21 protein-coding genes and 2 pseudogenes are annotated in these 26229 nt (G+C 52.7%); 19 read left to right on the plus strand and 4 right to left on the minus strand.

The window, feature by feature from the left end; all coding sequences use genetic code 11:
- The first annotated feature begins 101 nt into the window (after window positions 1-101).
- The 10 genes and pseudogenes from glmS (at window position 102) to cobO (ending at window position 11255) form a co-directional block, all read left to right on the plus strand.
- Window positions 102-551, plus strand: coding sequence for a methylaspartate mutase subunit S (gene glmS / locus HV345_RS16155; protein WP_181635807.1), 450 nt, complete (start codon window positions 102-104; stop codon window positions 549-551).
- A complete protein-coding gene (gene glmL / locus HV345_RS16160) occupies window positions 551-1939 on the plus strand; it encodes a methylaspartate mutase accessory protein GlmL (RefSeq protein WP_047497777.1) in 1389 nt (462 codons plus the stop codon). Before glmS ends, glmL begins: the two co-directional genes overlap by 1 nt.
- Before the next feature lie 18 nt (window positions 1940-1957).
- On the plus strand, window positions 1958-3403 hold the full coding sequence (locus HV345_RS16165; RefSeq protein ID WP_016152306.1) for a methylaspartate mutase subunit E: 1446 nt from the start codon (window positions 1958-1960) through the stop codon (window positions 3401-3403).
- Complete coding sequence (locus tag HV345_RS16170) at window positions 3403-4644, plus strand: methylaspartate ammonia-lyase (RefSeq protein ID WP_016152305.1); 1242 nt, start codon at window positions 3403-3405, stop codon at window positions 4642-4644. Before HV345_RS16165 ends, HV345_RS16170 begins: the two co-directional genes overlap by 1 nt.
- A 3-nt stretch (window positions 4645-4647) precedes the next feature.
- On the plus strand, window positions 4648-6018 hold the full coding sequence (locus HV345_RS16175) for an acyclic terpene utilization AtuA family protein (RefSeq protein WP_016156013.1): 1371 nt from the start codon (window positions 4648-4650) through the stop codon (window positions 6016-6018).
- The gene (locus HV345_RS16180; RefSeq protein ID WP_016152303.1) at window positions 6015-6332 is read left to right on the plus strand and encodes a DUF4387 domain-containing protein; all 318 of its coding nucleotides are present in this window, start codon (window positions 6015-6017) and stop codon (window positions 6330-6332) included. Before HV345_RS16175 ends, HV345_RS16180 begins: the two co-directional genes overlap by 4 nt.
- Window positions 6333-6500: 168 nt before the next feature.
- Window positions 6501-7782, plus strand: a pseudogene (locus tag HV345_RS16185) (dicarboxylate/amino acid:cation symporter); the annotation flags it as partial.
- Window positions 7783-7930: 148 nt separating this feature from the next.
- Window positions 7931-8932, plus strand: coding sequence for a glutaminase A (gene glsA, locus HV345_RS16190; protein WP_181635808.1), 1002 nt, complete (start codon window positions 7931-7933; stop codon window positions 8930-8932).
- Window positions 8933-8990: 58 nt separating this feature from the next.
- Window positions 8991-10643, plus strand: a complete 1653-nt coding sequence (locus tag HV345_RS16195; protein WP_065554177.1) for a class I fumarate hydratase — start codon at window positions 8991-8993, stop codon at window positions 10641-10643.
- Between the two features lie 9 nt (window positions 10644-10652).
- Window positions 10653-11255, plus strand: coding sequence for a cob(I)yrinic acid a,c-diamide adenosyltransferase (cobO, locus tag HV345_RS16200; RefSeq protein ID WP_016156012.1), 603 nt, complete (start codon window positions 10653-10655; stop codon window positions 11253-11255).
- Between the two features lie 82 nt (window positions 11256-11337).
- On the opposite strand, the gene HV345_RS16205 is transcribed toward cobO, so the two are convergent.
- A complete protein-coding gene (locus tag HV345_RS16205; RefSeq protein ID WP_016152298.1) occupies window positions 11338-12240 on the minus strand; it encodes a LysR substrate-binding domain-containing protein in 903 nt (300 codons plus the stop codon).
- Between the two features lie 405 nt (window positions 12241-12645).
- Between HV345_RS16205 and cobA the strand changes: the two genes are divergently transcribed.
- Window positions 12646-13434: a uroporphyrinogen-III C-methyltransferase gene (cobA, locus tag HV345_RS16210; protein WP_019076302.1), complete on the plus strand. Its 789-nt coding sequence runs from the start codon at window positions 12646-12648 to the stop codon at window positions 13432-13434.
- On the opposite strand, the gene HV345_RS16215 is transcribed toward cobA, so the two are convergent.
- On the minus strand, window positions 13413-14306 hold the full coding sequence (locus tag HV345_RS16215) for a PocR ligand-binding domain-containing protein (RefSeq protein WP_181635809.1): 894 nt from the start codon (window positions 14304-14306) through the stop codon (window positions 13413-13415). The two genes, cobA and HV345_RS16215, sit on opposite strands and share 22 nt — an antisense overlap.
- 371 nt (window positions 14307-14677) lie before the next feature.
- Between HV345_RS16215 and otnK the strand changes: the two genes are divergently transcribed.
- From otnK to HV345_RS16255, 8 genes are read left to right on the plus strand one after another with little or no spacing between them, the layout of a single operon-like run.
- Window positions 14678-15934, plus strand: coding sequence for a 3-oxo-tetronate kinase (gene otnK / locus HV345_RS16220; protein ID WP_181635810.1), 1257 nt, complete (start codon window positions 14678-14680; stop codon window positions 15932-15934).
- Window positions 15931-16575 carry an aldolase gene (locus HV345_RS16225; RefSeq protein WP_016152294.1) on the plus strand — a complete coding sequence of 215 codons (645 nt, stop codon included), beginning with the start codon at window positions 15931-15933 and terminating at the stop codon, window positions 16573-16575. The genes otnK and HV345_RS16225 overlap by 4 nt, the downstream gene beginning before the upstream one ends.
- A 9-nt stretch (window positions 16576-16584) precedes the next feature.
- Window positions 16585-17391, plus strand: coding sequence for a DeoR/GlpR family DNA-binding transcription regulator (locus HV345_RS16230; RefSeq protein ID WP_016156008.1), 807 nt, complete (start codon window positions 16585-16587; stop codon window positions 17389-17391).
- Entirely contained in the window at window positions 17372-18148 is a 777-nt protein-coding gene (locus HV345_RS16235; protein ID WP_131405733.1) for a hydroxypyruvate isomerase family protein, read from the plus strand. Before HV345_RS16230 ends, HV345_RS16235 begins: the two co-directional genes overlap by 20 nt.
- Window positions 18149-18176: 28 nt before the next feature.
- Complete coding sequence (locus HV345_RS16240; protein WP_016152291.1) at window positions 18177-18989, plus strand: 3-keto-5-aminohexanoate cleavage protein; 813 nt, start codon at window positions 18177-18179, stop codon at window positions 18987-18989.
- Between the two features lie 21 nt (window positions 18990-19010).
- Complete coding sequence (locus tag HV345_RS16245; protein WP_181635811.1) at window positions 19011-20357, plus strand: bile acid:sodium symporter family protein; 1347 nt, start codon at window positions 19011-19013, stop codon at window positions 20355-20357.
- Window positions 20358-20362: 5 nt separating this feature from the next.
- On the plus strand, window positions 20363-20782 hold the full coding sequence (locus HV345_RS16250; protein ID WP_016152289.1) for a heme-binding protein: 420 nt from the start codon (window positions 20363-20365) through the stop codon (window positions 20780-20782).
- Window positions 20779-21432, plus strand: coding sequence for an aspartate/glutamate racemase family protein (locus tag HV345_RS16255; protein WP_016152288.1), 654 nt, complete (start codon window positions 20779-20781; stop codon window positions 21430-21432). The genes HV345_RS16250 and HV345_RS16255 overlap by 4 nt, the downstream gene beginning before the upstream one ends.
- A 53-nt stretch (window positions 21433-21485) precedes the next feature.
- On the opposite strand, the pseudogene mngB reads toward HV345_RS16255, so the two are convergent.
- Both mngB and mngA read right to left on the minus strand, forming a co-directional pair.
- Window positions 21486-24121, minus strand: a pseudogene (gene mngB, locus HV345_RS16260) (mannosylglycerate hydrolase).
- Window positions 24122-24145: 24 nt separating this feature from the next.
- Window positions 24146-26062, minus strand: coding sequence for a PTS 2-O-a-mannosyl-D-glycerate transporter subunit IIABC (gene mngA / locus HV345_RS16265; RefSeq protein WP_047497748.1), 1917 nt, complete (start codon window positions 26060-26062; stop codon window positions 24146-24148).
- Between the last annotated feature and the right edge of the window lie 167 nt (window positions 26063-26229).

Consider the following 26229-nt stretch of genomic DNA (forward strand, 5'->3'; position numbering starts at 1 on the left):
CACAGAAACTCCGACCCTATTAAGAGGTTGTCACAAGCCATGTTCTAAATATTAGAAAATAATTTTCACTTATTGACCATCAGCCCTACAGAGGATTACCCATGAAGAAATCTACACTTGTTATTGGCGTCATCGGTGCTGACTGCCATGCAGTAGGTAATAAAGTTCTGGATCGCGTTTTTACTGCTCATGATTTTCACGTAATCAACCTCGGGGTGATGGTGAGCCAGGATGAATATATTGATGCCGCGATTGAAACAGGCGCCGATGCCATCGTGGTGTCCTCTATCTACGGTCATGGCGACATTGACTGCCTCGGGTTACGTAAGCGCTGCATCGAACGCGGCCTCGGCGACATTCTGCTGTACGTCGGTGGCAACCTGGTAGTTGGTAAACATGACTTCGGCGATGTGGAAGTGAAGTTTAAGGAGATGGGTTTTAACCGCGTCTTCGCACCGAGCCACGACCTGGAAGATGTCTGCGCGCTTATCACCAATGATATTCGCCAACACAATGGCCTCGAGCAGCGTTGCCTGGAAGAGGCTATCTGATGCAAACAGTTTCTGTCGATATCGGATCGACATGGACCAAGGCTGCCCTCTTCGCCCATGAAGGCGAGGAATTAACCCTGGTAAACCATGTCCTGACCCCAACCACCACACATCATCTGGCAGACGGTTTTTTTGCCAGCCTGAATCAGGTGCTGAACGTTGCCGATGCTCGCCCGTTACTGAAAAGTGGTGAAGTGCAGTTGAAATACTCCTCCTCGGCCAAGGGTGGACTTGCCGTTGCAGCAATGGGGCTGGTGCCTTCCATTACGCTGGAATCAGCAAAAGTTACCGCCCATTCGGCAGGAGCGAAAATCGCGCAATATTATTCGTACAAACTGAACCGGCATGACATCCAGGAGCTGGAATCATCACCGCCAGACATTCTGTTGTTTACCGGTGGTACAGACGGTGGCGAAGAAAGCTACGGCCTGGCGAATGCGCATGCGCTGGCAGGCTCAACGCTTGATTGCGCCATTATCTACGCCGGAAACCGGGACATTCAGGACGAAATACAAACGATTCTGGGACATAAAGATCTGACCACGGTAGACAACATTCTGCCTGATCTCGATCACCCGAATCCGTTTGCCGCGCGCCAGGCGATTTGCGATGTGTTCTTGTCACGCATTGTCAAAGGTAAAGGTCTGGACGTCATCGTCGGCGAAACCGGCGAAGAGCCAATGCCGACGCCATGGACGGTATATGAGTTAGTCAAAGCCATTAGCGATTACGACAGCGCATGGAAGGAATTCATGCTGATTGATATGGGCGGAGCCACCACGGATGTCTATTCGGCCAGCGCGAATACCCTCTCCCCCGATACCGTCCTGCATGGTGTTCCTGAACCGTTCGTCAAACGTACCGTTGAAGGCGACCTGGGAATGCGCGTTTCCGCCGTCGTGGTGGGAGAAAGCACGCAGGATATGGTGAAAGTCATCTTCGCCCAACAACCGCAGCGCGAGGAAGCGTTTTACCGCTACCTGCGTCATCTGGTTGGGCAACCGGATTACCTGCCGCTCAGCGAGGAGGAGAAATATTTCGACACCCTGCTGGCAGGTTTGTGCGTGGGCTATGCCGCTGAGCGCCACGCGGGCACTAAAAAGCAGGTTTGCACCTGCGTGGGTAACGTGGATTTACAGATGGGTCGCGATCTCACCACCGTACGCAAAGTCGTCGGTTCAGGGGGATGGCTCTCTCGCGCCAGCCAGTTCGATATCCATAGCTGGCTCAAATACCGGGAGCTGGACGACCAGGGTAAAAGAATTTTGTTACCGAATCAGTTTGAGTATTACCGCGATTCAAATGGCCTGCTCCCGCTACTGGCAAACGTCGCCAGGCTGTACCCGCAAGCCGCTGCTCGCACCAGCATTCAGTGTTTAACCCTATAAAACTTAAGGCAGCTACGAATGGAACTTCGAAATAAAAAATTGACCCATGACGAATTCATGACCGAAAGGCATCAGGTATTACAAACCTGGGAAACCGGCAAAGACGTTGAGAACTTCGAAGATGGCGTGAAGTACCAGCAATCAATTCCGGATAAAAAGCGCTTCTCCCTTGCTCTGCTGAAGGCCGATCAGGAAGGGAAAACCCTGAGCCAGCCGCGCGCAGGCGTAGCATTAATGGATGAGCATATTGCGCTGCTCAAAACATTGCAGGAAGAGTGCGACCTCCTGCCGAGTACTATCGATGCCTATACCCGTCTGAACCGCTATGAAGAAGCCGCTGTCGGGATCCAGAAATCTATCGAAGCAGGTACTTCCAAGCTGAATGGTTTACCGGTCGTCAATCACGGGGTTGCTGCCTGCCGTCGTATGACTGAAGCGCTGGAAAAACCGATCCAGGTTCGTCACGGCACGCCTGATGCGCGCCTGCTGGCAGAAATCGCCATGGCCAGTGGCTTTACCAGCTACGAAGGCGGCGGCATCTCCTACAACATTCCTTACGCTAAACGTGTCACTCTGGAAAAATCCATCCGCGACTGGCAGTACTGCGACCGCCTGATGGGCCTGTACGAAGAGAACGGTATTCGTATCAACCGTGAACCGTTTGGCCCACTGACCGGCACCCTGATCCCACCGTTTATGTCCCACTCGGTGGCGATTATCGAAGGTCTGTTGGCTCTGGAACAAGGCGTCAAGTCAATTACCGTTGGCTACGGCCAGGTCGGTAGCCTAACGCAGGATATTGCAGCGATTCAGGCGCTGCGCGAACTTTCCCACGAATATTTCCATAACCACGGTTTTGACGATTACGAACTGAGTACCGTTTTCCACCAGTGGATGGGCGGATTCCCGGAAGATGAAGCAAAAGCCTTCTCCGTTATTGCCTGGGGCGCAGCGGTTGCCGGTATGTCAGGTGCCACCAAAGTGATCACCAAAAGCCCGCACGAAGCGTTCGGTATCCCAACGGCGGCAGCGAACGCCCAGGGTCTGAAAGCTTCGCGCCAGATGCTCAACATGGTCAGCGACCAGAAATTCCCGCAGTGCGCTGCCGTGGAGCAGGAAGTTGATCTGATTAAGAGCGAAGTCCGCGCGGTGCTGAAGAAAGTCTTCGAACTGGGCAATGGCGACATTGCGCGCGGTACGGTGCTGGCCTTTGAAGCAGGCGTACTGGATGTACCTTTCGCGCCTGCCGCCTGTAACGCCGGTAAGATCCTGCCTGTTCGCGATAACACAGGCGCCATCCGTATTCTCGAAGCCGGCTCCGTTCCGCTGCCGAAAGACATTCTCGCCCTGCACCACGACTACGTCGCAGAGCGCGCGCATTTCGAAGGCCGCAAGCCTTCTTTCCAGATGGTCATTGATGACATCAACGCCGTATCCCACAGTAAATTAATAGGAAGACCATAATGAAAATTAAACAGGCCCTTTTCACAGCTGGCTACTCCTCATTTTATTTTGACGATCAGCAGGCCATCAAAAACGGCGCCGGTCATGACGGGTTTATCTATACCGGCGCTCCGGTAACGCCTGGATTTACGTCTGTTCGTCAGGCGGGTGAATGCGTATCCGTACAGCTGATTCTGGAAAACGGCGCGGTAGCGGTGGGCGATTGTGCAGCGGTGCAATATTCAGGTGCAGGTGGACGCGATCCGCTGTTCCTGGCTGAAAACTTCATTCCGTTCCTTAACGATCACATCAAACCGCTGCTGGAAGGGCGCGACGTTGATTCGTTCCTGACCAACGCCCGTTTCTTTGACGAACTGCGTATTGACGGCCATCTGCTGCATACCGCCGTACGTTATGGTCTGTCTCAGGCGCTGCTCGACGCGGCGGCACTGGCTACCGGTCGTCTGAAAGCAGAAGTGGTTTGTGATGAATGGCAACTGCCGTGCGTCCCGGAAGCCATTCCATTATTTGGCCAGAGCGGCGACGACCGTTATATCGCCGTCGACAAGATGATCCTCAAAGGTGTGGACGTCCTGCCGCATGCGCTGATCAATAACGTAGAAGAGAAGCTGGGCTTCAAAGGCGAAAAACTGCGTGAGTACGTCCGCTGGTTATCAAACCGCATCCTGAGCCTGCGCACCAACGAAACCTATCACCCGACGCTGCATATTGATGTCTACGGCACCATCGGTCTGATCTTCGATATGGATCCGGTGCGTTGCGCCGAATACATCGCCAGCCTGGAAGCCGAAGCTCAAGGCCTGCCGCTGTACATTGAAGGCCCGGTAGATGCCGGTAACAAGCCGGATCAGATCCGCATGCTCACCGAGATCACTCAGGAGCTTACCCGTCTGGGTTCCGGCGTGAAAATTGTTGCGGATGAATGGTGTAACACCTATCAGGATATCGTGGACTTCACCGACGCGGGCAGTTGCCACATGGTGCAGATCAAGACCCCGGATCTGGGCGGTATTCACAACATCGTCGATGCGGTGCTGTATTGCAACAAACACGGAATGGAAGCCTATCAAGGCGGTACCTGTAACGAAACGGAAATCAGTGCGCGTACCTGCGTACACGTCGCGCTGGCTGCGCGTCCAATGCGCATGCTGATCAAGCCGGGTATGGGTTTCGATGAAGGTCTCAACATCGTGTTTAACGAAATGAACCGCACCATCGCGCTGTTGCAAACTAAGGATTAAGAGATGGCACGCACATTTAAGATCTTATCGCCTACGGCTATCCTGGGTTATGGCTTCCCGGAAGAAAGTTTTCGTAAAGCCATGGAAGAGTCACCGGATCTTATTGCTGTTGACGCAGGTTCCTCCGATCCAGGCCCCCACTATCTGGGGGCGGGTAAACCCTTTACCGACCGGGCCGGTGTGAAACGCGATCTGCGCTATATGATCGTGGCAGGCGTGAAGAACAACATCCCGGTAGTGATCGGCACGGCCGGTGGTTCTGGCGCAGCTCCGCATCTGGAGTGGTGTCGCCAGATAATCCATGAGATCGCACAGGAAGAAAAACTGTCCTTCTCAATGGCGTTAATCCCGTCTGATGTCGACAAAGAAATCGTTCATCAGGCGCTGGATAACGGCAAAATCACCGCGCTCGATTTTGTGCCTGAACTGACTCACGATGCAATTGAAGAGAGCACCTACATTGTCGCGCAGATGGGCGTCGAGCCTTTTCAGCGTGCACTCGAAGCTGGCGCGCAGGTGGTGCTGGGCGGACGTGCCTACGATCCGGCCTGCTTCGCCGCGCTGCCAATAATGCAGGGCTTTGATGAAGGTCTGGCACTTCATTGCGGGAAGATCCTTGAGTGTGCTGCCATTGCCGCCACCCCTGGCTCCGGCTCAGATTGTGCGATGGGGATCATTGATGACAACGGCTTTACGCTGAAGGCGTTCAATCCCAAGCGTAAGTTCACTGAAACTTCCGCTGCGGCGCACACCCTGTATGAGAAGTCCGATCCGTACTTCCTGCCAGGACCAGGCGGCGTGCTGAACCTGAAAGCGTGCACCTTTACCCAGGTTAACGAGGGCGAAGTGTATGTCAGTGGTTCACGTCATGAAGAAACACCGTATGCGTTGAAACTGGAAGGCGCGCGTCAGGTTGGCTTCCGTTGCCTGACCATCGCCGGAACGCGCGACCCAATTATGATTGCCGGGATTGACACCATTCTCGAAGAGGTACAGGCAAGCGTGGCGCGTAACCTCTCACTGAATGACGACAGTATCCGCATGACGTTCCACCTGTATGGTAAGAACGGTGTGATGGGCAACCATGAACCGATGAAAACCGCCGGTCATGAGCTGGGGATTTTACTGGATGTCGTTGCGCCGACGCAGGATATCGCCAACAGCGTTTGCTCGCTGGTACGCTCTACCCTGCTGCACTACGGCTATGAAAATCGCATTGCGACTGCGGGCAACCTCGCCTTCCCGTTCTCGCCATCTGATATTCAAAGTGGACCGGTGTATGAGTTCTCGATCTATCACCTGATTGAAGCGAGCGATGCGCTGCGATTTGATTTCCACATTGAACAGGTGACGCCAGAAGGAGTTCAGGCATGAAACACTCAATTTGTTCACTGGCGCAGGTTATTCGCTCCAAAAACGCCGGACCGTACGAACTGGTTTTAGATATTTTATTTAAAACCAGGGAAGACTATCAGCGGGTAAAAGCCTGCGAGCAATTAACGCCGCAGCTCATTGCCAGTTTATATAATGTTGAACCTGACTTTATTCACAATATCGTGTGGTTCGATCCGGCGAATGCCGTAAAAATCGTCATGCCGCGCGATATTATTTCCGGCAACGTCGGTGATAATGATGTTTATGGTGCGCAGCAACACGCTCCATTATTAAGTATTGAGTTCGACTTGTAACAAAAAACACAATAACAACCATTGGAGCACAGAATTCAGCGGTATCACAGTGCTTCGAATTATTCATGCGGTTGGTCACAACAGGCGTGCGTCTGAGCTGCTGTCCAGGCTCAGGCGCACGCCACCCTACACAATTCCAATTACCAGCCTTTATCCGATGGAGTACACATGAAGAAAATAAGTTTAACGAAGATGATCATATTAGGCCTGATACTCGGCATGATTGCCGGGGTGGCCATAAATAATATGGCCGCGGCTGAAACCGCAAAATCCTATGCAGCAGATATTTCTATTTTTACCACTATATTCTTACGCATGGTAAAAATGATTATCGCGCCATTGGTTATTTCAACTCTGGTTGTTGGTATTGCCAAAATGGGCGATGCCAAAACGCTGGGACGTATATTTTCGAAAACCTTCTTCCTGTTTATTTGCGCCTCTCTGGTGTCAATTGCACTGGGTCTGGTTATCGTTAACATCTTCCAGCCAGGCGCGGGGATCAACTTCGTGCCACATGACGTCGGGGCTGTTGCCGCCGTTAAGTCAGAGCCATTCACGCTGAAAGTGTTCATCTCGCACGCGGTACCGACCAGTATTGTCGATGCGATGGCGCGTAATGAAATTCTGCAGATCGTGGTGTTCTCAATTTTCCTCGGTTGCAGCCTGGCCGCGATTGGTGAAAAAGCCGAGCCTATCGTGAAGGTTCTGGATTCACTGGTACACGTGATGCTGAAGCTGACGGGCTACGTCATGCTGTTTGCACCATTGACCGTTTTTGCCGCTATTTCTGGTCTGATTGCCGAACGTGGTCTGGGTGTGATGGTCAGCGCCGGGATCTTCATGGGTGAATTCTATCTGACCCTGGGTATGCTGTGGGCAATCCTGATTGGCCTGTCAACCATGATAGTCGGGCCTTGCATCGCGCGTTTGACCAAATCAATCCTCGAGCCTGCACTGCTGGCCTTTACTACCTCCAGCTCAGAAGCCGCCTTCCCTGGCACCCTGGACAAGCTGGAAAAATTCGGCGTTTCTTCAAAAATCGCCAGCTTCGTTCTGCCTATCGGTTACTCCTTTAACCTGGTCGGCTCCATGGCGTACTGCTCATTTGCCACCGTCTTTATTGCTCAGGCGTGCAACATTGAGCTGAGTATGGGCGAGCAAATTACCATGCTGTTAATCCTGATGCTGACCTCTAAAGGGATGGCGGGCGTACCGCGTGCATCAATGGTGGTTATCGCCGCAACCCTGAACCAGTTCAACATTCCTGAAGCTGGTCTGATCCTGTTGATGGGCGTCGATCCGTTCCTTGATATGGGTCGTTCTGCAACCAACGTCATGAGTAACGCAATGGGTGCTGCCATTGTAGGTCGCTGGGAAGGTGAACACTTCGGCCAGGGTTGTCGTGGCACTGCACCAGTGAAGACCCCGGAACAAGAACGTCCGGTTACCGAAACAGAAGTCGCGTTGTCCTGATACCACGTTATTGCCGGATGACGCTTGCGCTTATCCGGCCTACATAACGTTTAACTATCCGTTGGCCGGATAAGGCGGTAAGCCGCCATCCGGCACCATGATGAGCACACCAACAGGATTGCACCATGACTAAAACTCTTCTCGGCGTGAGTATTTTTTCCTTCAGCGTTTTGTTTAGCGCAACGACTCTCGCGCAAACCACGCCGGATTACGCAAAGCTTATCGACCAGGCACATCAAAAATATAAAAGTAACCACGATGGAAAAGTCGCCGACTACATCCCTGCCCTGGCGACCTACAGCCCGAATAACTTTGCCATCACCATTGCCACGGTGGACGGCAAGATCTACCAGGTTGGCGATGTTAACAAACCCTTCCCCATGGAATCCCTGAGCAAAGTCTTCACCATGGCGCTCGCCATGGAACAGCACGGCCCTCAGGTGGTGCTGGATAAACTCGGGGCCAATGCCACCGGCATGCCCTTCAACTCCGGTTTAGCGGTTGAGCTGACCAAAGGCGCGCCTGAGAACCCGCTGGTAAACGCCGGGGCGATGAGCACCGTGAGCCTGATTGAAGCCAAAGACAAAACCGATCGCTGGAACAAAATCCTCAACAACCTGAACGTCTGGGCCGACGCCACGCTCACGGTTAATGAGCCGGTCTTTAAATCCGAGATGGAAACCAACCAGCACAATCAGGCGCTGGCGAAGCTGATGGAATCCTATAACAGCTTCTATGGCAATACCGACGAAGCTGTCGAAATTTATACCCGTCAGTGCTCGGTGGATATCACCGTTGAGCAACTGGCCAAAATGGGGGCGGTACTGGCGAACAAAGGCAAATCTCCATTCAACGGCAAGCAGTTGCTGAATGAAAAATATGTTCCGCAGGTGCTGGCAGAAATGGCGATTGCCGGACTATACGACGGCAGCGGTAAATGGCTCTACAACGTGGGCATCCCGGCAAAAAGCGGCGTCGGCGGCGGCATGGTCGCCGTTGTCCCGGGCGAATATGCGATTGCCGTCTATTCTCCGCCGCTGGATGAAGCCGGTAACAGCGTTCGCGCCCAGAAAACGATCGAATATGTCGCCGAAGCGACAAAAGCCAATGTCTTTTTAGCGCATTAAGCAATTACGGATGGCGTGAGCGCCATCCGACATATTAACTAAAAGGTGAGATGTAAACATGTCTAAACCATTTGTCTGGCAGGAACTCTTTGTTCAGAGTAAAGATAATACCGAATATGAATTACTGAGTAACCAGCACGTTGCGGTAACGGAGTTAGACGGAGAGGAAGTGATTAAGGTTGCGCCAGAAGCGCTAACCTTATTAGCCCAGCAGGCATTTTATGAGGCTTCATTTTTCCTGCGCGCCGGACATTTAAAACAGATAGCCAGCATTCTGCACGATCCGCAGGCCAGCAGTAACGATAAGTACGTCGCATTGCAACTGCTACGCAATGCTGAGGTTTCGGCCAAAGGCGTCCTGCCCAACTGCCAGGATACCGGGACAGCAACCATTGTGGCCTGCAAAGGACAGCATGTCTGGACCGGCGGCGATGACGCAGAAGCATTAAGCAAAGGCGTGTACACCACCTTCACCGAAAACAACCTGCGTTACTCGCAAAATGCCCCGCTGGACATGTATACCGAGGTCAATACCCAGACTAACCTGCCGGCGCAAATCGACATCAGCGCCACGCCGGGTAACGAATACCGTTTCCTGTTCGTCAACAAAGGCGGCGGCTCTGCTAACAAAGCGGCGCTGTTCCAGGAAACCAAATCTATTCTGCAGCCGGAAAAGCTCACCGCGTTTCTGATCGAAAAAATGAAATCACTGGGTACAGCCGCCTGCCCGCCGTATCACATCGCTTTCGTCGTTGGAGGCTTGTCCGCCGACCAGACGCTGAAGGTTGCCAAACTGGCTTCAACTAAATATTACGATAACCTGCCCACCAGCGGGAACGAACTGGGTCAGGCATTCCGCGATACGGCGCTGGAAGCCGAGCTGCTTAACGCCAGCCGCGAGTTTGGCATCGGCGCGCAGTTTGGCGGCAAATACTTTGCCCACGATATCCGGGTGATCCGCCTGCCACGCCACGGCGGCTCCTGCCCTATCGCCATGGCTCTCTCCTGCTCAGCCGACCGCAACATCAAGGCCAAAATCAACAAACACGGAATCTGGCTGGAGAAACTCGAGCATAATCCGGGCAAATTTATTCCCGATTCACAGCGGGTAGAAAATAGCGCCCAGACCGTACAACTGGATCTGAATCGTCCGTTGCGCGAGATCCTGCAGGATCTCACCACTCTGCCAATTGGGACGCGTTTATCGTTAAACGGCCCGATTGTTGTGGCTCGCGATATCGCGCATGCCAAAATCAAAGAGCGCCTGGATAACGGCGAACCGATGCCAGATTACATGAAAAACCATATCGTCTATTACGCGGGCCCGGCTAAAACCCCCAGTAATCTGGCCTGCGGTTCGCTCGGTCCTACAACCGGCGGGCGCATGGACGGTTACGTCGATGCTTTCCAGGCCGCGGGCGGCAGTCTGATCATGTTGTCGAAAGGCAACCGCAGCGCGCAAGTCACGGATGCGTGTCGCAAACATGGTGGTTTTAACCTTGGCAGCATTGGCGGCGCCGCAGCCTTGTTGGCGCAGCAGTACGTGAAGAGCCTGCACTGCCTTGAATATCCCGAGCTGGGAATGGAAGCGGTGTGGATGATGGAAGTTAAAAATATGCCGGCCTTCGTATTAGTGGATGATAAAGGCAATAACTTCTTTAGCCAGTTTGAGCAGCAGCATCGCTGCGCAACCTGTCCGGCAGGACATTAAGGAGTCACCATGGAAGCGCGAGCCAATAATGACAGACACCGCCAGCGTCAGCAGAAACTGAAAGAACAGGTTGATACCCGCGTGGCGGCGGCAACGGAGAAGAAAGGGATCCTGATTGTCTTCACCGGCAACGGTAAAGGAAAATCCACCGCAGCCTTTGGTACGGCAACGCGCGCGGTTGGTCACGGAAAAACCGTTGGCATCGCGCAGTTTATTAAAGGCCAGTGGGATAATGGCGAGTACAACACGCTGCAACCGCTCGGTGTCGAATTTCATATTATGGGCACCGGATTTACCTGGGAAACCCAAAATCGGCAAGCGGATATCGAGGCGGCAACGGTAGTCTGGCAGGAAAGTAAGCGCATGCTGGCTGATCCGCAGTACGATCTGGTGGTGTTGGATGAGCTTACTTACATGTTGGCTTACCACTATCTGGACACCCAGGAGGTTATCAGCGCCATCGAAAATCGCCCTGCGGAGCAAAGCGTCATCGTGACCGGGCGCGGATGCCATGCGCTGTTACTGGAACTGGCCGATACGGTCAGTGAAATTCGCCCGGTCAAGCACGCGTTTGACCGCGGGATTCAGGCACAGATTGGAATCGACTGGTAGCCGTTCTTTTGCCGGATAACGATGCTAACGCGTCTTATCCGGCCTACCAATCTTTGTAGGCCTGATAAAGCGCAAACCACAATCAGGTAGCCGACACCACGGACTTACTGAGCAACCAGTTACGAAATGTCTGTAAATGCGCAGACTCCGATTTCTCTTCACGCCACGTCATAATGAAACGGTTCCCGGTGCGCATCGGAACGTCGCAAGGAATGACCATATCACCATTATCCAGATCGTGCTGAATGGCAAAACGAGGAAGCAGCGCAACCCCCAGATTAGAACGGACCGCCGCAATCAACATCGACAACAGATCAAATCTCGGGCCTTTATTTACCAGCGGACTGCTGACGTTGGACAGCGCAAACCATTCCTGCCAGCCTTTGATTCGCGTACTCTGGTGCAACAGCGGGTATTCGTTCAGCAGTTCGTGGACTGACAGTTTCCGTTCCGGTTCGGCCAGCAGACAGCGGCTGCAAACTGGCAGAATTTCCTCTTCAAACAGGTACTCAACCTCTGACCACGGTGAGTAGAAATCTTCGCGCATAATTGCCGCATCATACTCACGATTAAGAAAATCACCGATATTCGCCAGCGAATGGATGTTCACAATAATATCAGGATTGAGTTTGTTAAACTCGCGCAGGTTGGGGATCAACCAATGCGTACTGAACGTCGGATTTACCGCCAGCTCAATAACCTGTACGGTCGGTTGCCAGGTCATTATTGTGGTCGTATCGCGCTCGAGTTTATTTAACGTTTCTTTAACGATACTTAAATAGTGTTTGCCGGCCGCATTTAAAAAAATACGTTTTTTGGCATGATTAAATAGCGCGGTATTAAGAAAATCCTCCAGTGCATTCACCTGGCGGAAAACAGCACTTTGTGTTAACGCCAACTCTTCAGCTGCCCGGGTATAACTTTCGTGACGCGCAACCACTTCAAAAGTTACCAGCAACTCCGTCTTGGGTATTTTTCCTCTCATAACCTCTTCCATATGCAGCGTACAAAAATAGTTTAATTTATAAAAAATAATTCAAGGCACCCAGATAAGCACCGAGAGTTATATTTTATTTTCTCCATTGATGTCATTGATCCAATCCATGATTTGCTCACACTGATGGCGGATAAATATTAACCAATAATACTCAAGCACAACAATAAACACAATTTAAATAAGGTTAAACCTAAGTAAATAGTGCCAATAAGTTCTTAATAATTTTTCAAGTCTTCTTGTTTATTGCAGAAAAAACTTTGCGAGATTAATCAATATTATCCATGCGCTAATCCTGGATAATTTCACGTTATAACTTACGGGCAAACGACTGCTTTTAATCATTTATTGATGTCGTTTGTGCCATTTTTTGACAGACGTGATAAAGGACACATTGTGAAAACTTTCGGAAAGGTCTGGCTCGTTGGAGCAGGTCCTGGTGATATTTCATTACTGACCCTCAAAGCAATGATGTGCATTAAACAGGCCGACGTCATTATTTACGATCGGCTGGTCAATCCTAAAATTTTGGAATGGGCATTACCTGACTGCCTGCTTATCAATGTCGGCAAAAATCCAGGATTCCATTGCGTTCCCCAGGATGAAATCAACGCACTGCTGGTCCAGTATGCCCAAACACACCACAACATTGTGCGCCTCAAAGGTGGCGATCCGTATGTATTTGGCCGTGGGGCTGAAGAAGTTGAGGATCTGGTTGAAATGGGCATCCCTTTTGAAGTTGTACCGGGTATTAGTTCTACGATTGGCGGCCTGACCTATGCCGGTATCCCAGTGACGCATCGCGATTTTGCCTCCGGCTTTCACGTGGTGACTGGCCACACGCGGGAAGGCAATCAGCAGCAGGACTGGCGTCAACTGGCGAAACTTAACGGCACGTTGGTCATCGTCATGGGTATCGCCAATCTGGCGTTTATCTGTGAAGAGCTGTTGATGGGCGGAAAATCAGCAGACACGCCCGCCGCGCTAATTATGTCCGCGACCCGAGAAAATCAACGTCGCCTGACCTGCACGCTCGGTTCATTATTGAGCAAGGCACAGGAAGCTAATATTGTTCCACCGGCGTTGATTGTAATCGGAGATGTAGTGACCCTGAGCGATCGGCTCTCTTTTATACCTGAAGCCATCACGCTGCCAGACAATCTTTACTGCGAAAGTCTGGCGTGACGAAAAGACTGGGGCGACGTTTGATGCGCCGCCCGGAAAACGCGGCAAAAGTAACTGGTTTGCGCGTATTGCAATTTCCTGGCAATACTGTCTATGGAATGAACCGGATCGTGTAATAACTCCCCTGCTTTTTGCATTTTTTTCTGACTCACCCAGGTTTTAAAATTAACACCCTGGCGTTTCTTGAAAAACCGGCTGAAATAGTTCGCGCTTAAGCACACATGAGCCGCGACAGATTCCAAAGACAACTCACCATACAAATTCTCGTCAATATAACGCAGCGCCGCCATAAGTTTTTTCTCGTGACGTGAAGGCTCAGTGAAATAATGATGAGCGTAACGGGTTGCCGGAACTACAATCTTCTCAGAGATCAATTGTTCTTTCTCAAAATTATCAACAATAAAACTTAACAAATTTGCCGACGCCACCAGCACATTATTATCCACCATCGCAGACTGGCCCCACCCTGCTTTAATTTCGGGGTTATTAATCCATGAGTTTTTGTTATCAATAGCGATAGTTTTATATTCCTGATATTTTACCCGCACCTGCCCGCAGATAATAAAACCGTAAAGGTGTCCCTCATGAATTAATGGCATCGAGAACAGGCTTAGCCCTGCATGACAGGTGAGTATTCTGGGTTTAAGCTGTTTTAATGCCTCAAAAGCGCAGTACTTGTCGCACTTTTGGCAACCTGCTCGATAGCGCTCATCCGCACGCATTAATGTGCAAAACGAATTAAAATTATGACATTCAGACAACGCTATACCGTTTATATCAACGACGACTGTGGCTAACCCAGTGGCTCGGGAGAAGAGTTCTGCGATAGAGAAAAAACGGTGTAAATAGTCATCCTGGATTTTCAGCGGCACGTTATCCTCCGGCATTAATAATATTAAGGCCGCTAATATGCAAAAATTAGCCTCAGGAAAGAATGATGCTCACCGCAAAAAATAATCTCATTTGTGCAGATGATTATGATCAATTGGCAAGAAAATTATAGCGACCACGATAATACTCTGCAGCACACCGCGACTTCGCTTTCTCAAAGATTAACGAATCTTCACACTCTCTTGTGAGACTCTTTTCGCAACACCCAACACCTAACTTCATTATTTTCAATAAATTACCCGTTTTTAATCTGAATCGATGATGTGCTTATTTGTGATAATCATCATGTGAATGTGAAAGGCCCTCCTGAATAATATGTTCAATTAGCAAACAATCTGAACGGAGTTGATCCATGGCCGTCACCACAGGCGTTATCGCCGACGATTTTACCGGCGCAACGGACATTGCAAGCTTTATGGCGCAGCAGGGGTGGCGCGTCGCGCTTCTGCCCGGTATGCCCGATCCCGCGCAATGCTGGAATGAAGAGGTTGACGCTATCGTCATCTCGCTGAAAAGCCGCTCATTACCCGCAGAACAGGCCGTCGCCCAATCCCTGTCCTGTGCCCGCTGGCTGAAACAAAATGCAGATGTCCGCCAGATTTATTTTAAATATTGTTCGACGTTTGACTCCACGCCAACAGGCAATATTGGCCCGGTCAGCGATGCATTGATGAACGATCTGCAGGCTCCGCTGATCGTCCACTGCCCTGCTCTGCCGCAAAACGGACGCACGGTGGTGCATGGTCATCTTTTTGTACACGGTGTACTGCTTAACGAATCCGGGATGGAAAAGCATCCGCTCAATCCAATGAACGATGCCAGCCTGCCGCGCCTGCTGAGCGCGCAAACGCCAAGCGCGGTTGGTTGCATCAACCTCACGACCCTGCGTCAAGGTGTGGAAGCGGTCACTTACGCCCTGGCCCAACTTCAGGCTGAAGGTACGCGTCACGTTATCGTCGATACGCTGGATGAAGCAGATCTCAACACGCTGGCGCAAGCTCTCCATGCCAGCCCTCTGTTAGCCGGGGGCTCCGGGCTCGGCGGCGCGCTGGCCGCCTGCAGCGGAGGCCAGCAATCCATGCCGCCGGACTCTTTTCCACTGCCTGCCAAAACGGTGGTGTTCTCCGGTAGCTGTTCGGCAATGAGCAATCGTCAGGTTAATCGCTATAAGGCCGCAGCAGCGTCTCGTTTGCTTGATGTGTCCCGCTGCCTGTCTGATGCCGAACGCTACACCGATGAACTGAGCGCCTGGGCGATGACGCATATCAGCGACTCATTAGCGCCACTGATATACGCCACCCAGCCGCCAGACGTACTCAAACGTATTCAACAGGAGCACGGCGAACAGGTCGCCAGCCAGGCAATCGAACACGCTTTTGCCCGGCTGAGTTCAAAGCTACGAACTGCGGGTGTAAACACCTTTATCGTCGCGGGCGGAGAAACCTCCGGCACCGTTGTGGAAGCCTTGCAGGTGAAGCGTCTGTCCGTCGGCAAAGCCATTGCGCCAGGCGTGCCGTGGGTATTTTCCTCCGGTCTGGCGCTGGCGCTGAAGTCAGGCAACTTTGGTGACGACGATTTCTTTTTTACTGCCCAGGAGTACGCATTATGAATTCGGTGAGTGAACACCAACTGCGCGAACTACTCGTCCACTATGGCCGTTCCCTGTTTATGCGCGGTTACAGCAGCGGCGGTTCCGGCAATCTTAGCGTCAAAATGCCAGATGGCGGCTATCTGGTGACCCCGACCAACTCTTGTCTGGGCGAGCTTGATCCTGCCACGCTAAGTCGACTGGATGCCAACGGCGTTCATCTTAGCGGCGACAAACCCTCAAAAGAGGTGCCCATGCATCTGGCGTGGTATCGACATCGGCCATCCTGCGGTGCTGTCGTGCACCTGCATTCTCCATGGCTGACCGCGCTCTCCTGCCTGCCGTGCACCACGCCGAAAAACTGCCTGCCGCCGTTAACGCCGTACTATGTGATGCGCGTCGGGCAGTTACCGCTGCTGCCCTATTTCAAGCCTGGCCATGAAGGCATTGCCAGCGCACTGAGTGAAATCGCGGCAGACCATACGGCCGCGCTGCTGGCCAATCACGGGCCGGTAGTAAGCGGTCGCTCGCTGCGTGAGGCGGTGTTTAACGCTGAAGAACTGGAAGACAGCGCCCGCATCTGGCTGACGTTAAAACCGCTTGGCTATGTTCCGCTCTCAGAAGAAGCGGTGGCCGAACTTGAACATTCCCGGCAAGCGTGAGGTGACATAATGATCCCCGAGCAACGACGTGATTTTATCTACCGCTACGTGCACGAAAAAAATGCCGCCTCATTTAATGAACTGGCAGATTTGATGAGCGTGTCGCATATGACCGTGCGTCGCGACATCCAGTTGCTGGAAGAAGAAGGCAAAGTTATCGCCATTAACGGCGGAGTGAAGCTGAATAACCTGCTGAAATCCGAGCTGCCATGGCGGGAAAAAGCCGAGTTGAATCATGACGTGAAACGTAAAATGGGCCAGCTCGCCGCCATGCTCATTGAGCCCGGACAAACGCTGTATCTGGATGCCGGAACGTCGTTGTTTGAAGTGGCGAAAGCGGTCGCCGCCAGCCACTGTTTCAATCTGACGGTAGTAACCAACGATTTTTCCATCAGCCACTATCTGATGGATATGCCGCACATCACGCTCTATCACACCGGTGGTCTGGTGGATCAGCGTAACCGCTCATGCCTTGGAAAAAGCGCCGCCAGTTTTCTGCGCACCATTAATATTGACGTGGCGTTTCTGAGCTCCTCATCGTGGGATACCGAACGCGGCATGTCGACGCCGAGCGAAGGGAAAGCCTCGGTTAAAGAAGCGGTACTCACCGTTTCCCGGCGTCGGGTGCTGGTCTGCGACAGCAGTAAGTTTGGCAAATACGGCATGTTCCATATCTGTGGGCTGGAACAGTTAACCGACATTATTTCTGATAACCGGTTACCGGAAAACGCCCAGCAAACTATTGCCAGCCAGGGCGTTAAGCTGCATCTGGTTGATAACCGGGAGGGTGCGCGCCATGCTGAAGTTAGCGGCTAACCTCGACTGGTTGTTTACAGATTTACCGATAGCGGCGCGATTTGCGGCGGCGCAGGCGGCTGGTTTTCGCGGCGTTGAAGGGCTATTTCTCTGGCAGCACCCGCTGGCGCATTTGCACGCTGCACAGCGGGAAACATCCCTGCCGGTGGTGCTGATGAACGCACCGGCGGGTAACTGGGCACAAGGTGAGCGGGGACTGGCCGCGCAGCCCGGTCGAGACCCGGAATTTCACCATAGCCTCAACGTGGCGCGTGATTACGCCACGGCGCTGGGCTGTCGTCGGGTTCACGTTATGGCCGGTTCGCGCTGCGACGATCTGACGCTTCACGCTCAGCGCACTCTCCTGACCAACCGGCTGCGTATCGCCTGCGATATGATGGCTGAAGCGGAAATCGATGTGCTGATTGAACCGTTAAATTCGCAGGATATGCCCGGTTATTTTATTGACAGCTTTCCGTTGGCCGAATCTATTATTCAAGAGGTTGGCAAGAAAAATATCGGTTTACAGTTTGATATTTACCACTGTCAGAAAATTCATGGCAATGTGGCAAAAAATATTGAACGCTACTTCACCTTAATTAAACACTTTCAAATTGCTTCTGTCCCCTATCGCCATGAACCGGGAACAGGTGAATTAAATGAAGCATGGCTATTCGATTTTATTAGAAAAATGAATTACCAGGGCTGGATTGGCTGTGAATATCAACCATCAACATCAGGGCCCGACTCATTAAACTGGATAACGCCTTACCTATAATTTAAATATCTCTGTACCGGAGGGAAATATGTCGGATACTGTTATTATTTCGCTGGCACCCGTTGCCGCGGATTGCCCCAGAGTTATACCCGCAGAACTGGCGCAGGAAATACTCGCCAGCGTTGAGCATGGCGCGTCCATCGTGCATTTACACGTTCGCGATAAACAGGGTCGCCTGACGCCGGATACCACCGATTTTCAGGCGACCATTGATAACGTCATGCGCCATTCAGACCTGATTATTCAGGCGTCTACCGGCGGCGTCTCTTCAATGTCCATCGCCGAACGCTGCGCGCCACTCTCCTGCCCCGGCGTAGAGATGGCTTCGCTGAACGTCGGTTCCGTCAACCTCGGAGATGCGGTGTACTTTAATCCCGGTCCGGACGTGGAATATTGCTCCCGGCAAATAGTCGAGCGCAATATTATTCCAGAATTTGAAGTTTTTGAAATTGGCATGATTAATAACATCCTGAACCTTGAAGATAAAATAAAATTCCAAAAACCCATGCTCTTTAATATCGTCCTCGGCCATCGCGGCAGTACGCCAGCAACCATTGACGCTTTAATTGCTCTGCGTAGCATGATCCCGCGCGATGCCTTATGGGGTATTACTCATTTTGGCAGAAAGAACTTCGATATTATTGCCGCCGCCGTCGGCATGGGGGCCAGTGAAGTACGAATCGGCTTTGAGGATAGCTATTATTTAAGCGCTGAAGAAAAAGCACAGCATAATTACCAGCAGGTTGCCAAACTCGCCACGCTCATTCGCAGCATGGATAAAAAAGTCGCCACGCCAGAAATTGCGCGGCACATGTTATCTATTCCATCCCGGCAGCAATAACAACAGCAAGGACATTTCAACATGACTATGACCACTGTTATTCACAAAACCGGACTCGGCGTCAGCGTTGCGGGCGCGGCGCTGGCGATTATCGGTGCGCTAATCCAGTCCGCGGCGCTCTGGCAGCCAGGGCTGGTGATGTTCACCGCCGGATTCGCCGCCGGAGCAGGCTACTGGCCGGGTCTACGCAGCTATCAGTTTACGCTATGGATCATCGCCGGGTTTGTCGCCGCCATGACCTGGTCTACGGATCTGATCGTCTGGGGCGGTTTCAATATCACCCATAAATGGATCGTGTTTCTCGTCATTCAGGCCACCATGTTTAGCATGGGCACTAAGCTAACGATCCAGGATTTTATTGACGTCGCCAAAATGCCGTGGGCGGTGTTTATTGGCACCTTCTGCCACTTCGTCATCATGCCTCTGCTCGGCCTGAGCATTACGCTTATCTTTAACTTTCCGCCTGAGGTGGCGGTCGGGATTCTGCTGATTGGCGCCTGCCCAAGCGGACTCTCCTCTACCGTCATGGTCTATATCGCGAACGCCAACCTGGCGCTGGCGGTCTCGATCGCCGCAGTCTCAACGCTGGCGGCGACGGTGATGACGCCGCTGTGGGTTAATCTGCTGGCGGGGTCGATGATCGATATCCAGCTCACCGCAATGGTAATGGATGTGGTGAAAATCGTATTGATCCCCATCGGCGCGGCAATTCTGCATGACTATCTGAAAACCTATGCGGGCGTGCGCGGACGCCGTGTCGTCCAGATGCTGGCCGGGATCGGCGCTCTTTGGCTGCTGTATATGATTGCTGGCGGCTGGGACGCGCTGTTTGGTCACGCCAGCGCCGACGTGCAAATGTACGCAGTGGTGCTCAACTTCGTGGCAGGCGGTCTCGTCTGGGCATTGTTCTACAACTGGCTGTATGGCCGCGTGGCGGGCGTGAAGAAAATCATGCCGACCATCTCAATGATGGGGATCATTTTCTTTACGACCACCGCAGCCGCAGCCGGGCGCGAGAACCTGGTGCAGGTCGGCTTCCTGCTCTGCTTCGCCATGTTGATGCATAACCTCGGCGGCTTCCTGATTGGCTATCTGATGAGCCGCTGGATCTTCCGCATGGACGTACAGTCTGCCCGCACCGTAGCCTTTGAAGTCGGCCTGCAAAACGGCGGCATGGCGTCCGGGCTTGCCGCAGCGATGGGCAAACTGGCAACGGTTGGCCTGGCCTCGGCGGTGATGACTCCGCTTGGCAACGTCAGCGGCTCGCTGCTCGCGAACTACTGGCGCAAGAAAGACGCCAAACAGGCGCAGGCCGCCGCAGCCAAAGATCCCGTTCAACCCGCTTGCGAAAATCTGTCAAAAGGATAATCACGATGACAACTCTCACTCTGGGGCATGCCCTGCGCGCCGTGGCCTCTGCGCTCGACCTCGCCGAAACATGTTACGCAAAACGCCCGTTAAGCGTGGCCGTATGCGATGCCAATGGCGAACTACTCAGCTTTGCGCGGATGGATAACGCCAAACTGTTAACCATCGAGTTAACCCAGCGCAAAGCACGCACCAGTAGTCGCCTGGGCTGTACCACGCAGGCATTTTTACAGCGACTGCAGAAAGAGCAACTGGATATTGGTTATTTTGCCGACCCGCTGTTTACGGCGCTGCCGGGCGGGATCCCGATTCTGCACCAAGGAAAATGCCTTGGGGCCGTCGCGGTAGGCGGTTTATCCGCGCAGGAAGATCATGATGCGGCGCTGGCCGTCGCGGAAACGTTACTTAAGGAGATTGCCCAATGAAAAAGGTCGCCATGCTGCATACCAGTGCCGCCACGCTTACGATGATGCAACAGCTGATTGCCGACATCATGCCGGATGTGGAAGTCATGCACCTGGTAGAAGAATCCATGATCAAGCAGGTAATGAAGGCCCAGGGCGTGACGCCCAATATTGCCGCCCGCATCGCCGACTATGTGCATATTGCCGAAAAGGCGGACTGCGATATCTTTATTACCGCCTGCTCCTCAATTGGTACTGCGGTGGAGCAATGCCAGTTTATGACCCCACTGCAGCTCGCACGCATTGACTGCGCAATGGTGGAAGAGGCGATTGAAAAAGGTGAGCGGATCGCCGTACTGGCGACCGTGGCAACCACGCTGAAGCCAACGCTGGATTACGTACAGCGCAAAGTGCAGCAGAGCGGTAAATCGCGAACCATTACGCCTATATTAATGGAGGAGGCATTCCACGCGCTGCTGGCGGGAGATATGGATACCCATGACCGTATCGTCAGTGAAGGGTTACAGAGCGCCTTTACCCAGGCGGATGTTGTGATGCTGGCGCAAGCCTCGATGGCGCGCGTTTTACAGCAACTCCCTTCCCCGCCGGTGCCGGTAATGACCTCGCCGGAAAGCGGAATTCGCTGGTTGAAAACACTGGCATCATCCTGATAGCGGCCGGTCAGCGCCAGCATAAGATTGCTGGCGCTGACTCATCACTTCTTTCAGGCCAGTTTCAGACTAAACGTCCGCGACTGCCCTGGCCGAAACACGCCGTTAATTCCCTTCGTATCGCTCTGCTCGCCAGCGGGTATTTCATCCATACCGGTTTCGCGGCAACGCATTACGCTATGGCTAAACGACACGGCGGCATCGCAGCTGACGCTGTCAGAGGGATTAAATAAACGCAGGATGATTTCATCTCTGTCCTCTGCTTTTTTTAGCGCGCTAAGCTGACAGCCAACCGGTGACATACTCAACAGGCTGTAGCTATCGGGAACAGTAAATGCTGCTTTGTTGAGCTTCATCGCATCCCACGGGATTTTGTTATAACACTGCACGGGCGTCAGCCAGGCACGCGCCTGCTGAGCCAGGCCAACGTTAAGCGGCGTCCCGCTATAACTAAACAGGCAAAAGCGCCCGTGCAGCCCCCCCCCCGCATCTGGGAATCCGGTACCGCCATTTTTATGCCTGACGGCCTGCCGGGACGCAATAAGAGATCCTCTTTTCCGAGTAAGCCGACGCCACGGAGCAGTGTGAGGGCAAACGTTTTTTTCTCCTCACCCACTACCTCAAATTCACGCAATCCTTCGCTAAACACCGCGAGTCCATGACGCCCCTCCTGCAGCGCGGCGTAGTTGAGCAGATTCCAGACCGGCACCGGCGCTTCTTTCCATCCCTCAGCCTGCCAGTTGGCTATCGCTTCATCGTGAACAGGCCGTAGCAGCGAGCCAAACTGGGTATCAGCCAACACGTCATTAGTGTGAAATGGCGTGGGGATAAGCACCCGAACTCGGTGATCGTCAGCCTGATTGTCAATGCGAATATCAACCTCAATCCGCCGGCTGTTATGGCTTAGCGTAACACCTATTTCGATGCTAACTTCACCATTGCGCTGACGTGACGCGCGCGCCTCCAGATCCGCCGGAACCGCCATCCGATAGTGAATGATTGCCCGGTCTTGCCATCCCTCGCGGATAATTTCATGCTCAAACGCAACGCCCGCAGACGTGAGGCGCCAATCCTCGCGCGAGGGGGAGTAATCGTACTCATCCCCGTCGTCGGCGCTTTCTTCAATCTCCAGTACGCGTTGATAAACAATCCCTGAATCCTTATCGCGTAGCTGTAGCGTTCCATCGTCATTGAGATCGATCAGCCAGAACGCGTTCTCCAACAGTGCCTGGGTCGCCGGAGCGGGTATCGCCTGACGGCCAACAACATGCGGTTCGATAAACAGCGTGCAGTACCCCATCGAAGGTAGGATCTGGTTGAGCTGAATATCAAACTCCATAAACGGCTCGTAGTTGCCGTAATGGACGATTTGCCGGTCGATAAGACCAGGATCAAGCTCGCGCACGCCACGAATAAAATAAGGGATTTCATTTCCACTGCCATCAAGCAGGCGAAACTGGCTGGCGCGAAGACGTACGGTCGTATTGATCACCGCCTCACGCGGCCAGGGCATCAGGTTGAACATCACCAGCTTGTCTTCTTCACTGTGCGCCATGTTGTCAGTGATTTTACGCAGGTAAAAACGAATCAAATTGTCGGCCATATCTTCGGCCAGCACGAAGCGTGAAACGATTTCACGATGCACTTTATCGCTACAGCAACAGCCGATGCTGTCGTGGGCATGATTCTTTAAAATCTCTTTCCACATTTTCTCCAGCAGACCGTGGTGATATTCAAAACCTAAACTCCAGGCCAGCGTGGCGAGCGGTTCCAGCAGGTTAACGATTTTATTCTCAATACGCGCATGGATAATTTTGATATCCATTCGTGTGGAGCCAATCGTACGATGCACGCGCATATATTTACCGTCGATAAACTCGCCGTGCAGGGTAGCCAACGTCTCCCGATGCGCTTCGATATGAGCAAAAACCTCCTCGAAGCGGCTCATGACAAATTTTCGCTGCGGGTAGATTTCACGCAGTTTATCCATCACCGCAAAGATGTTTTGCTGTAACGGCATCTGGTCATGCCCGTTGGGTAATAGGATTTCTTTAGTCACAGAGGCGTTCTCCAGCACCTCGAAGTAGCCGTCAAGTCGCTTACGCAGCCCGGCCTCATCCTCGGGTAAGTACTTACCAATCGCATAGCCCAGCGGCAACACCTGTGTCGTGACCTGGCTACCGTCAGCGCTTTGCCATAAAAATTCGGTTTTATCGGTGCCATGACGTTCAGAGCACCCACGCCAGAACAGAGCCCGGTTGATACCAAAACCATTATAAATATGCGGCATCTGCCCGGACATCCCAAATGAATCAGGTAGATAACCTATCTTCATCGGTTCGCCAAAGGCCATACAATCGCGGATACCGTACATCAGATTGCGGACAATTGACTCACCGGAAACGAGGGTCGTATCCGTTTGCGTGTACCAGGGGCCGATAATAAGCTTCCCGGCCTGCACCAGCGCTTTAACCCGCTGCCGGTTTTCAGGTTTCACCGCAAAATAGTCTTCCAGCACCGCCGTTTGACCATCCAGCACGTAATATTTGTACTCTGCATCCTGCTCAAGGCGAGTCAGGATCTCTTCCATATTGTTAACCAGCAAAATACGCGACTCTTCGGTGGTGAAGTACCACTCACGGTCCCAGTGCATATGCGGCGTAATGTGAACGCGAGATACTGCTTTCATCGTCATTTCCTGTTGAGTAAGTGCTTACGGCATCACGCTATCGGTGACGTATTTCCCCTGTTTAACCGCTTGACGCCGCCAGAGCAGTAAAATCGCCGTGGAGATAATCGTCCCAATCAGCGCAGCGCCAAACCAGCCTGCGGCGGCCATCACCGCGCTTAGGTCTGCGGGGATAAGTAAAAAGAGCGAGAAAATCCCGGCACCTGGGGTCGAAAGCCCAATCCCCATGGCCCCAACGATGGCTCCGGTCGCCATCGACCCCATCACTAAAGAACCAATCACCCGAATCGGGTCCTCAATCGCCAGCGGAATCGCGCCTTCGGTAATCCCGGCAAGGCCGAGCAGCCAGGTGGATTTACCGGTCTCAATCTCAAACTGTTTGAACAGGCGTGGCGCCAGCATGGTTGAAGCGGTGACGGTGAAAGCAGAAACCATTTTTACCGAAGCGAAAATGGCGTAGGGGCCGAATACGCCGTTGGCCATCGCGCCCAGACAAAAGGCATACGCCGCTTTATTGACCGGACCGCCAAGATCAAACGAACACATAAAGCCCAGGATCATACCGAGCAATAGCGCGTTGGTGCCTGATAACCCATTTAGCCAGGCAGTCAGCGAGGTATTGATCCAGGCGACAGGCTCGCCAATCACAAACAACATCAGGCTACCCGCGCCCAACGTGCCAATCACCGGATAGAGGTAGAACGTTAAAAAGCCATTGAATTTGCTGCTTAATCGCAGATGCTGTTTCACCCAACGCATGAGATAACCGGCAATCAGGCCACCGGCAACACCGCCAAGAAAACCCGAGCCGATTAAGTTCGCCGCCAGACCCGCCGCAAAGCCTGGAGCCAGCGCTGGTTTATCCGCCAGCGAATAAGCGGTATAGGCCGACAGTACCGGAACCATCAGCGTGCCCAGCATCCCGCCGCCGAGTTGGCGATACATCCACAGCCAGGACTTCTCTAAGCTGTACACATCCTGTAGGCCGAAAATCTGTGCAATCAATACCGCCACCGCCAGTACCGTCCCTCCGGCGACGATTAACGGCACGGCAAACGAAATTCCGCTCAGCAGTGCTTGTTTCAGGTCGGTTTTCAGCCCCTTTTTCACCTCTGTCTGTGGCTGAGAAACACGCTGGCTTTGCAGGGGCTCCAGCGCTAACGCTTGTTCAATCAGCGCTTTTGCGTGGCGCAACGGTTCGGCAACCGGAACGGAGATCGCCGGGATACCGTTGAAACGTTCACTTTCTTTAATAGCGACCTCTGCGGCGAAAATGCAGGCGCGCGCATCATTCAGTTGTTGAGCCGTTAAGCGGTCTTCAATGCCATTGGCACCCTGTTTTTCCACCACCACGTTAACGCCCATTTGTCGGCCGGCTTTCTCCAGATACTCAGCCGCCATATAGGTATGCGCAATGCCCGCCGGACATGCGGTAACGCAAACAATCGTTGGCGCATCCGCCGTCGCCACTGCGGCCTGCGGCGCTGTTTCGACCACTAACGCCGCCAGCACCGCTTCGGCGCTGGTCGCCGCCATGACGCGAGCACGCAGATCCTCATCCGCAAGGCAGGTGGTCAGTTCGGTAAGGATTTGGATATGGGTCGAACCGGCTTCATCTGGCGGGATCGCCAGTAAAAAAATAAGTTCAACAGACTCCGGGCCATCAATACCTTCCCAGTCCATCGGTTCACTCAGCGTCGCCACCGCGAAAGCCGCCTCTTTCACGGCCGACGATTTACCGTGCGGTACCGCCAATCCTTCGCCAAGCGCCGTAGGTCCCAGCGATTCGCGGTGAAAAACTTCCGCCAGATAAGCGTCGGCATCGGTGATTTTGCCTAATTCGGTCAGCCGCTGCGTAAGTTGGCGAATGGCATCGTCACGATCGGTAAATCTCGCCTGCACACAGACTGCGCGAGGGTGGGACAGTATTGTCAAATTCATCATGGTCCTCAGAGGATTGTCATTATTATGTGCCGCGATTGTCGCAGACAAAACAATACCTTTACGTGATCAATTTCACTAACGAGACAATATTTGTATTTAATTTGTATTATTTACTATTGATAAAATGTACGCATAATTTGTCTTGAATATCTGACTTTATTGCC

The sequence above is a fragment of the Citrobacter sp. RHBSTW-00986 genome, from assembly GCF_013783065.1.
GTDB lineage: Bacteria > Pseudomonadota > Gammaproteobacteria > Enterobacterales > Enterobacteriaceae > Citrobacter > Citrobacter braakii.

Bases quoted from the DNA above. Each gene is read 5' to 3' on its own strand.
- glmS (WP_181635807.1), top strand. From the start codon at position 102: ATGAAGAAATCTACACTTGTTATTGGCGTCATCGGTGCTGACTGCCAT.
- glmL (WP_047497777.1), top strand. From the start codon at position 551: ATGCAAACAGTTTCTGTCGATATCGGATCGACATGGACCAAGGCTGCC.
- HV345_RS16165 (WP_016152306.1), top strand. From the start codon at position 1,958: ATGGAACTTCGAAATAAAAAATTGACCCATGACGAATTCATGACCGAA.
- HV345_RS16170 (WP_016152305.1), top strand. From the start codon at position 3,403: ATGAAAATTAAACAGGCCCTTTTCACAGCTGGCTACTCCTCATTTTAT.
- HV345_RS16175 (WP_016156013.1), top strand. From the start codon at position 4,648: ATGGCACGCACATTTAAGATCTTATCGCCTACGGCTATCCTGGGTTAT.
- HV345_RS16180 (WP_016152303.1), top strand. From the start codon at position 6,015: ATGAAACACTCAATTTGTTCACTGGCGCAGGTTATTCGCTCCAAAAAC.
- glsA (WP_181635808.1), top strand. From the start codon at position 7,931: ATGACTAAAACTCTTCTCGGCGTGAGTATTTTTTCCTTCAGCGTTTTG.
- HV345_RS16195 (WP_065554177.1), top strand. From the start codon at position 8,991: ATGTCTAAACCATTTGTCTGGCAGGAACTCTTTGTTCAGAGTAAAGAT.
- cobO (WP_016156012.1), top strand. From the start codon at position 10,653: ATGGAAGCGCGAGCCAATAATGACAGACACCGCCAGCGTCAGCAGAAA.
- HV345_RS16205 (WP_016152298.1), bottom strand. From the start codon at position 12,240: ATGAGAGGAAAAATACCCAAGACGGAGTTGCTGGTAACTTTTGAAGTG.
- otnK (WP_181635810.1), top strand. From the start codon at position 14,678: ATGGCCGTCACCACAGGCGTTATCGCCGACGATTTTACCGGCGCAACG.
- HV345_RS16225 (WP_016152294.1), top strand. From the start codon at position 15,931: ATGAATTCGGTGAGTGAACACCAACTGCGCGAACTACTCGTCCACTAT.
- HV345_RS16230 (WP_016156008.1), top strand. From the start codon at position 16,585: ATGATCCCCGAGCAACGACGTGATTTTATCTACCGCTACGTGCACGAA.
- HV345_RS16235 (WP_131405733.1), top strand. From the start codon at position 17,372: ATGCTGAAGTTAGCGGCTAACCTCGACTGGTTGTTTACAGATTTACCG.
- HV345_RS16240 (WP_016152291.1), top strand. From the start codon at position 18,177: ATGTCGGATACTGTTATTATTTCGCTGGCACCCGTTGCCGCGGATTGC.
- HV345_RS16245 (WP_181635811.1), top strand. From the start codon at position 19,011: ATGACTATGACCACTGTTATTCACAAAACCGGACTCGGCGTCAGCGTT.
- HV345_RS16250 (WP_016152289.1), top strand. From the start codon at position 20,363: ATGACAACTCTCACTCTGGGGCATGCCCTGCGCGCCGTGGCCTCTGCG.
- HV345_RS16255 (WP_016152288.1), top strand. From the start codon at position 20,779: ATGAAAAAGGTCGCCATGCTGCATACCAGTGCCGCCACGCTTACGATG.
- mngA (WP_047497748.1), bottom strand. From the start codon at position 26,062: ATGAATTTGACAATACTGTCCCACCCTCGCGCAGTCTGTGTGCAGGCG.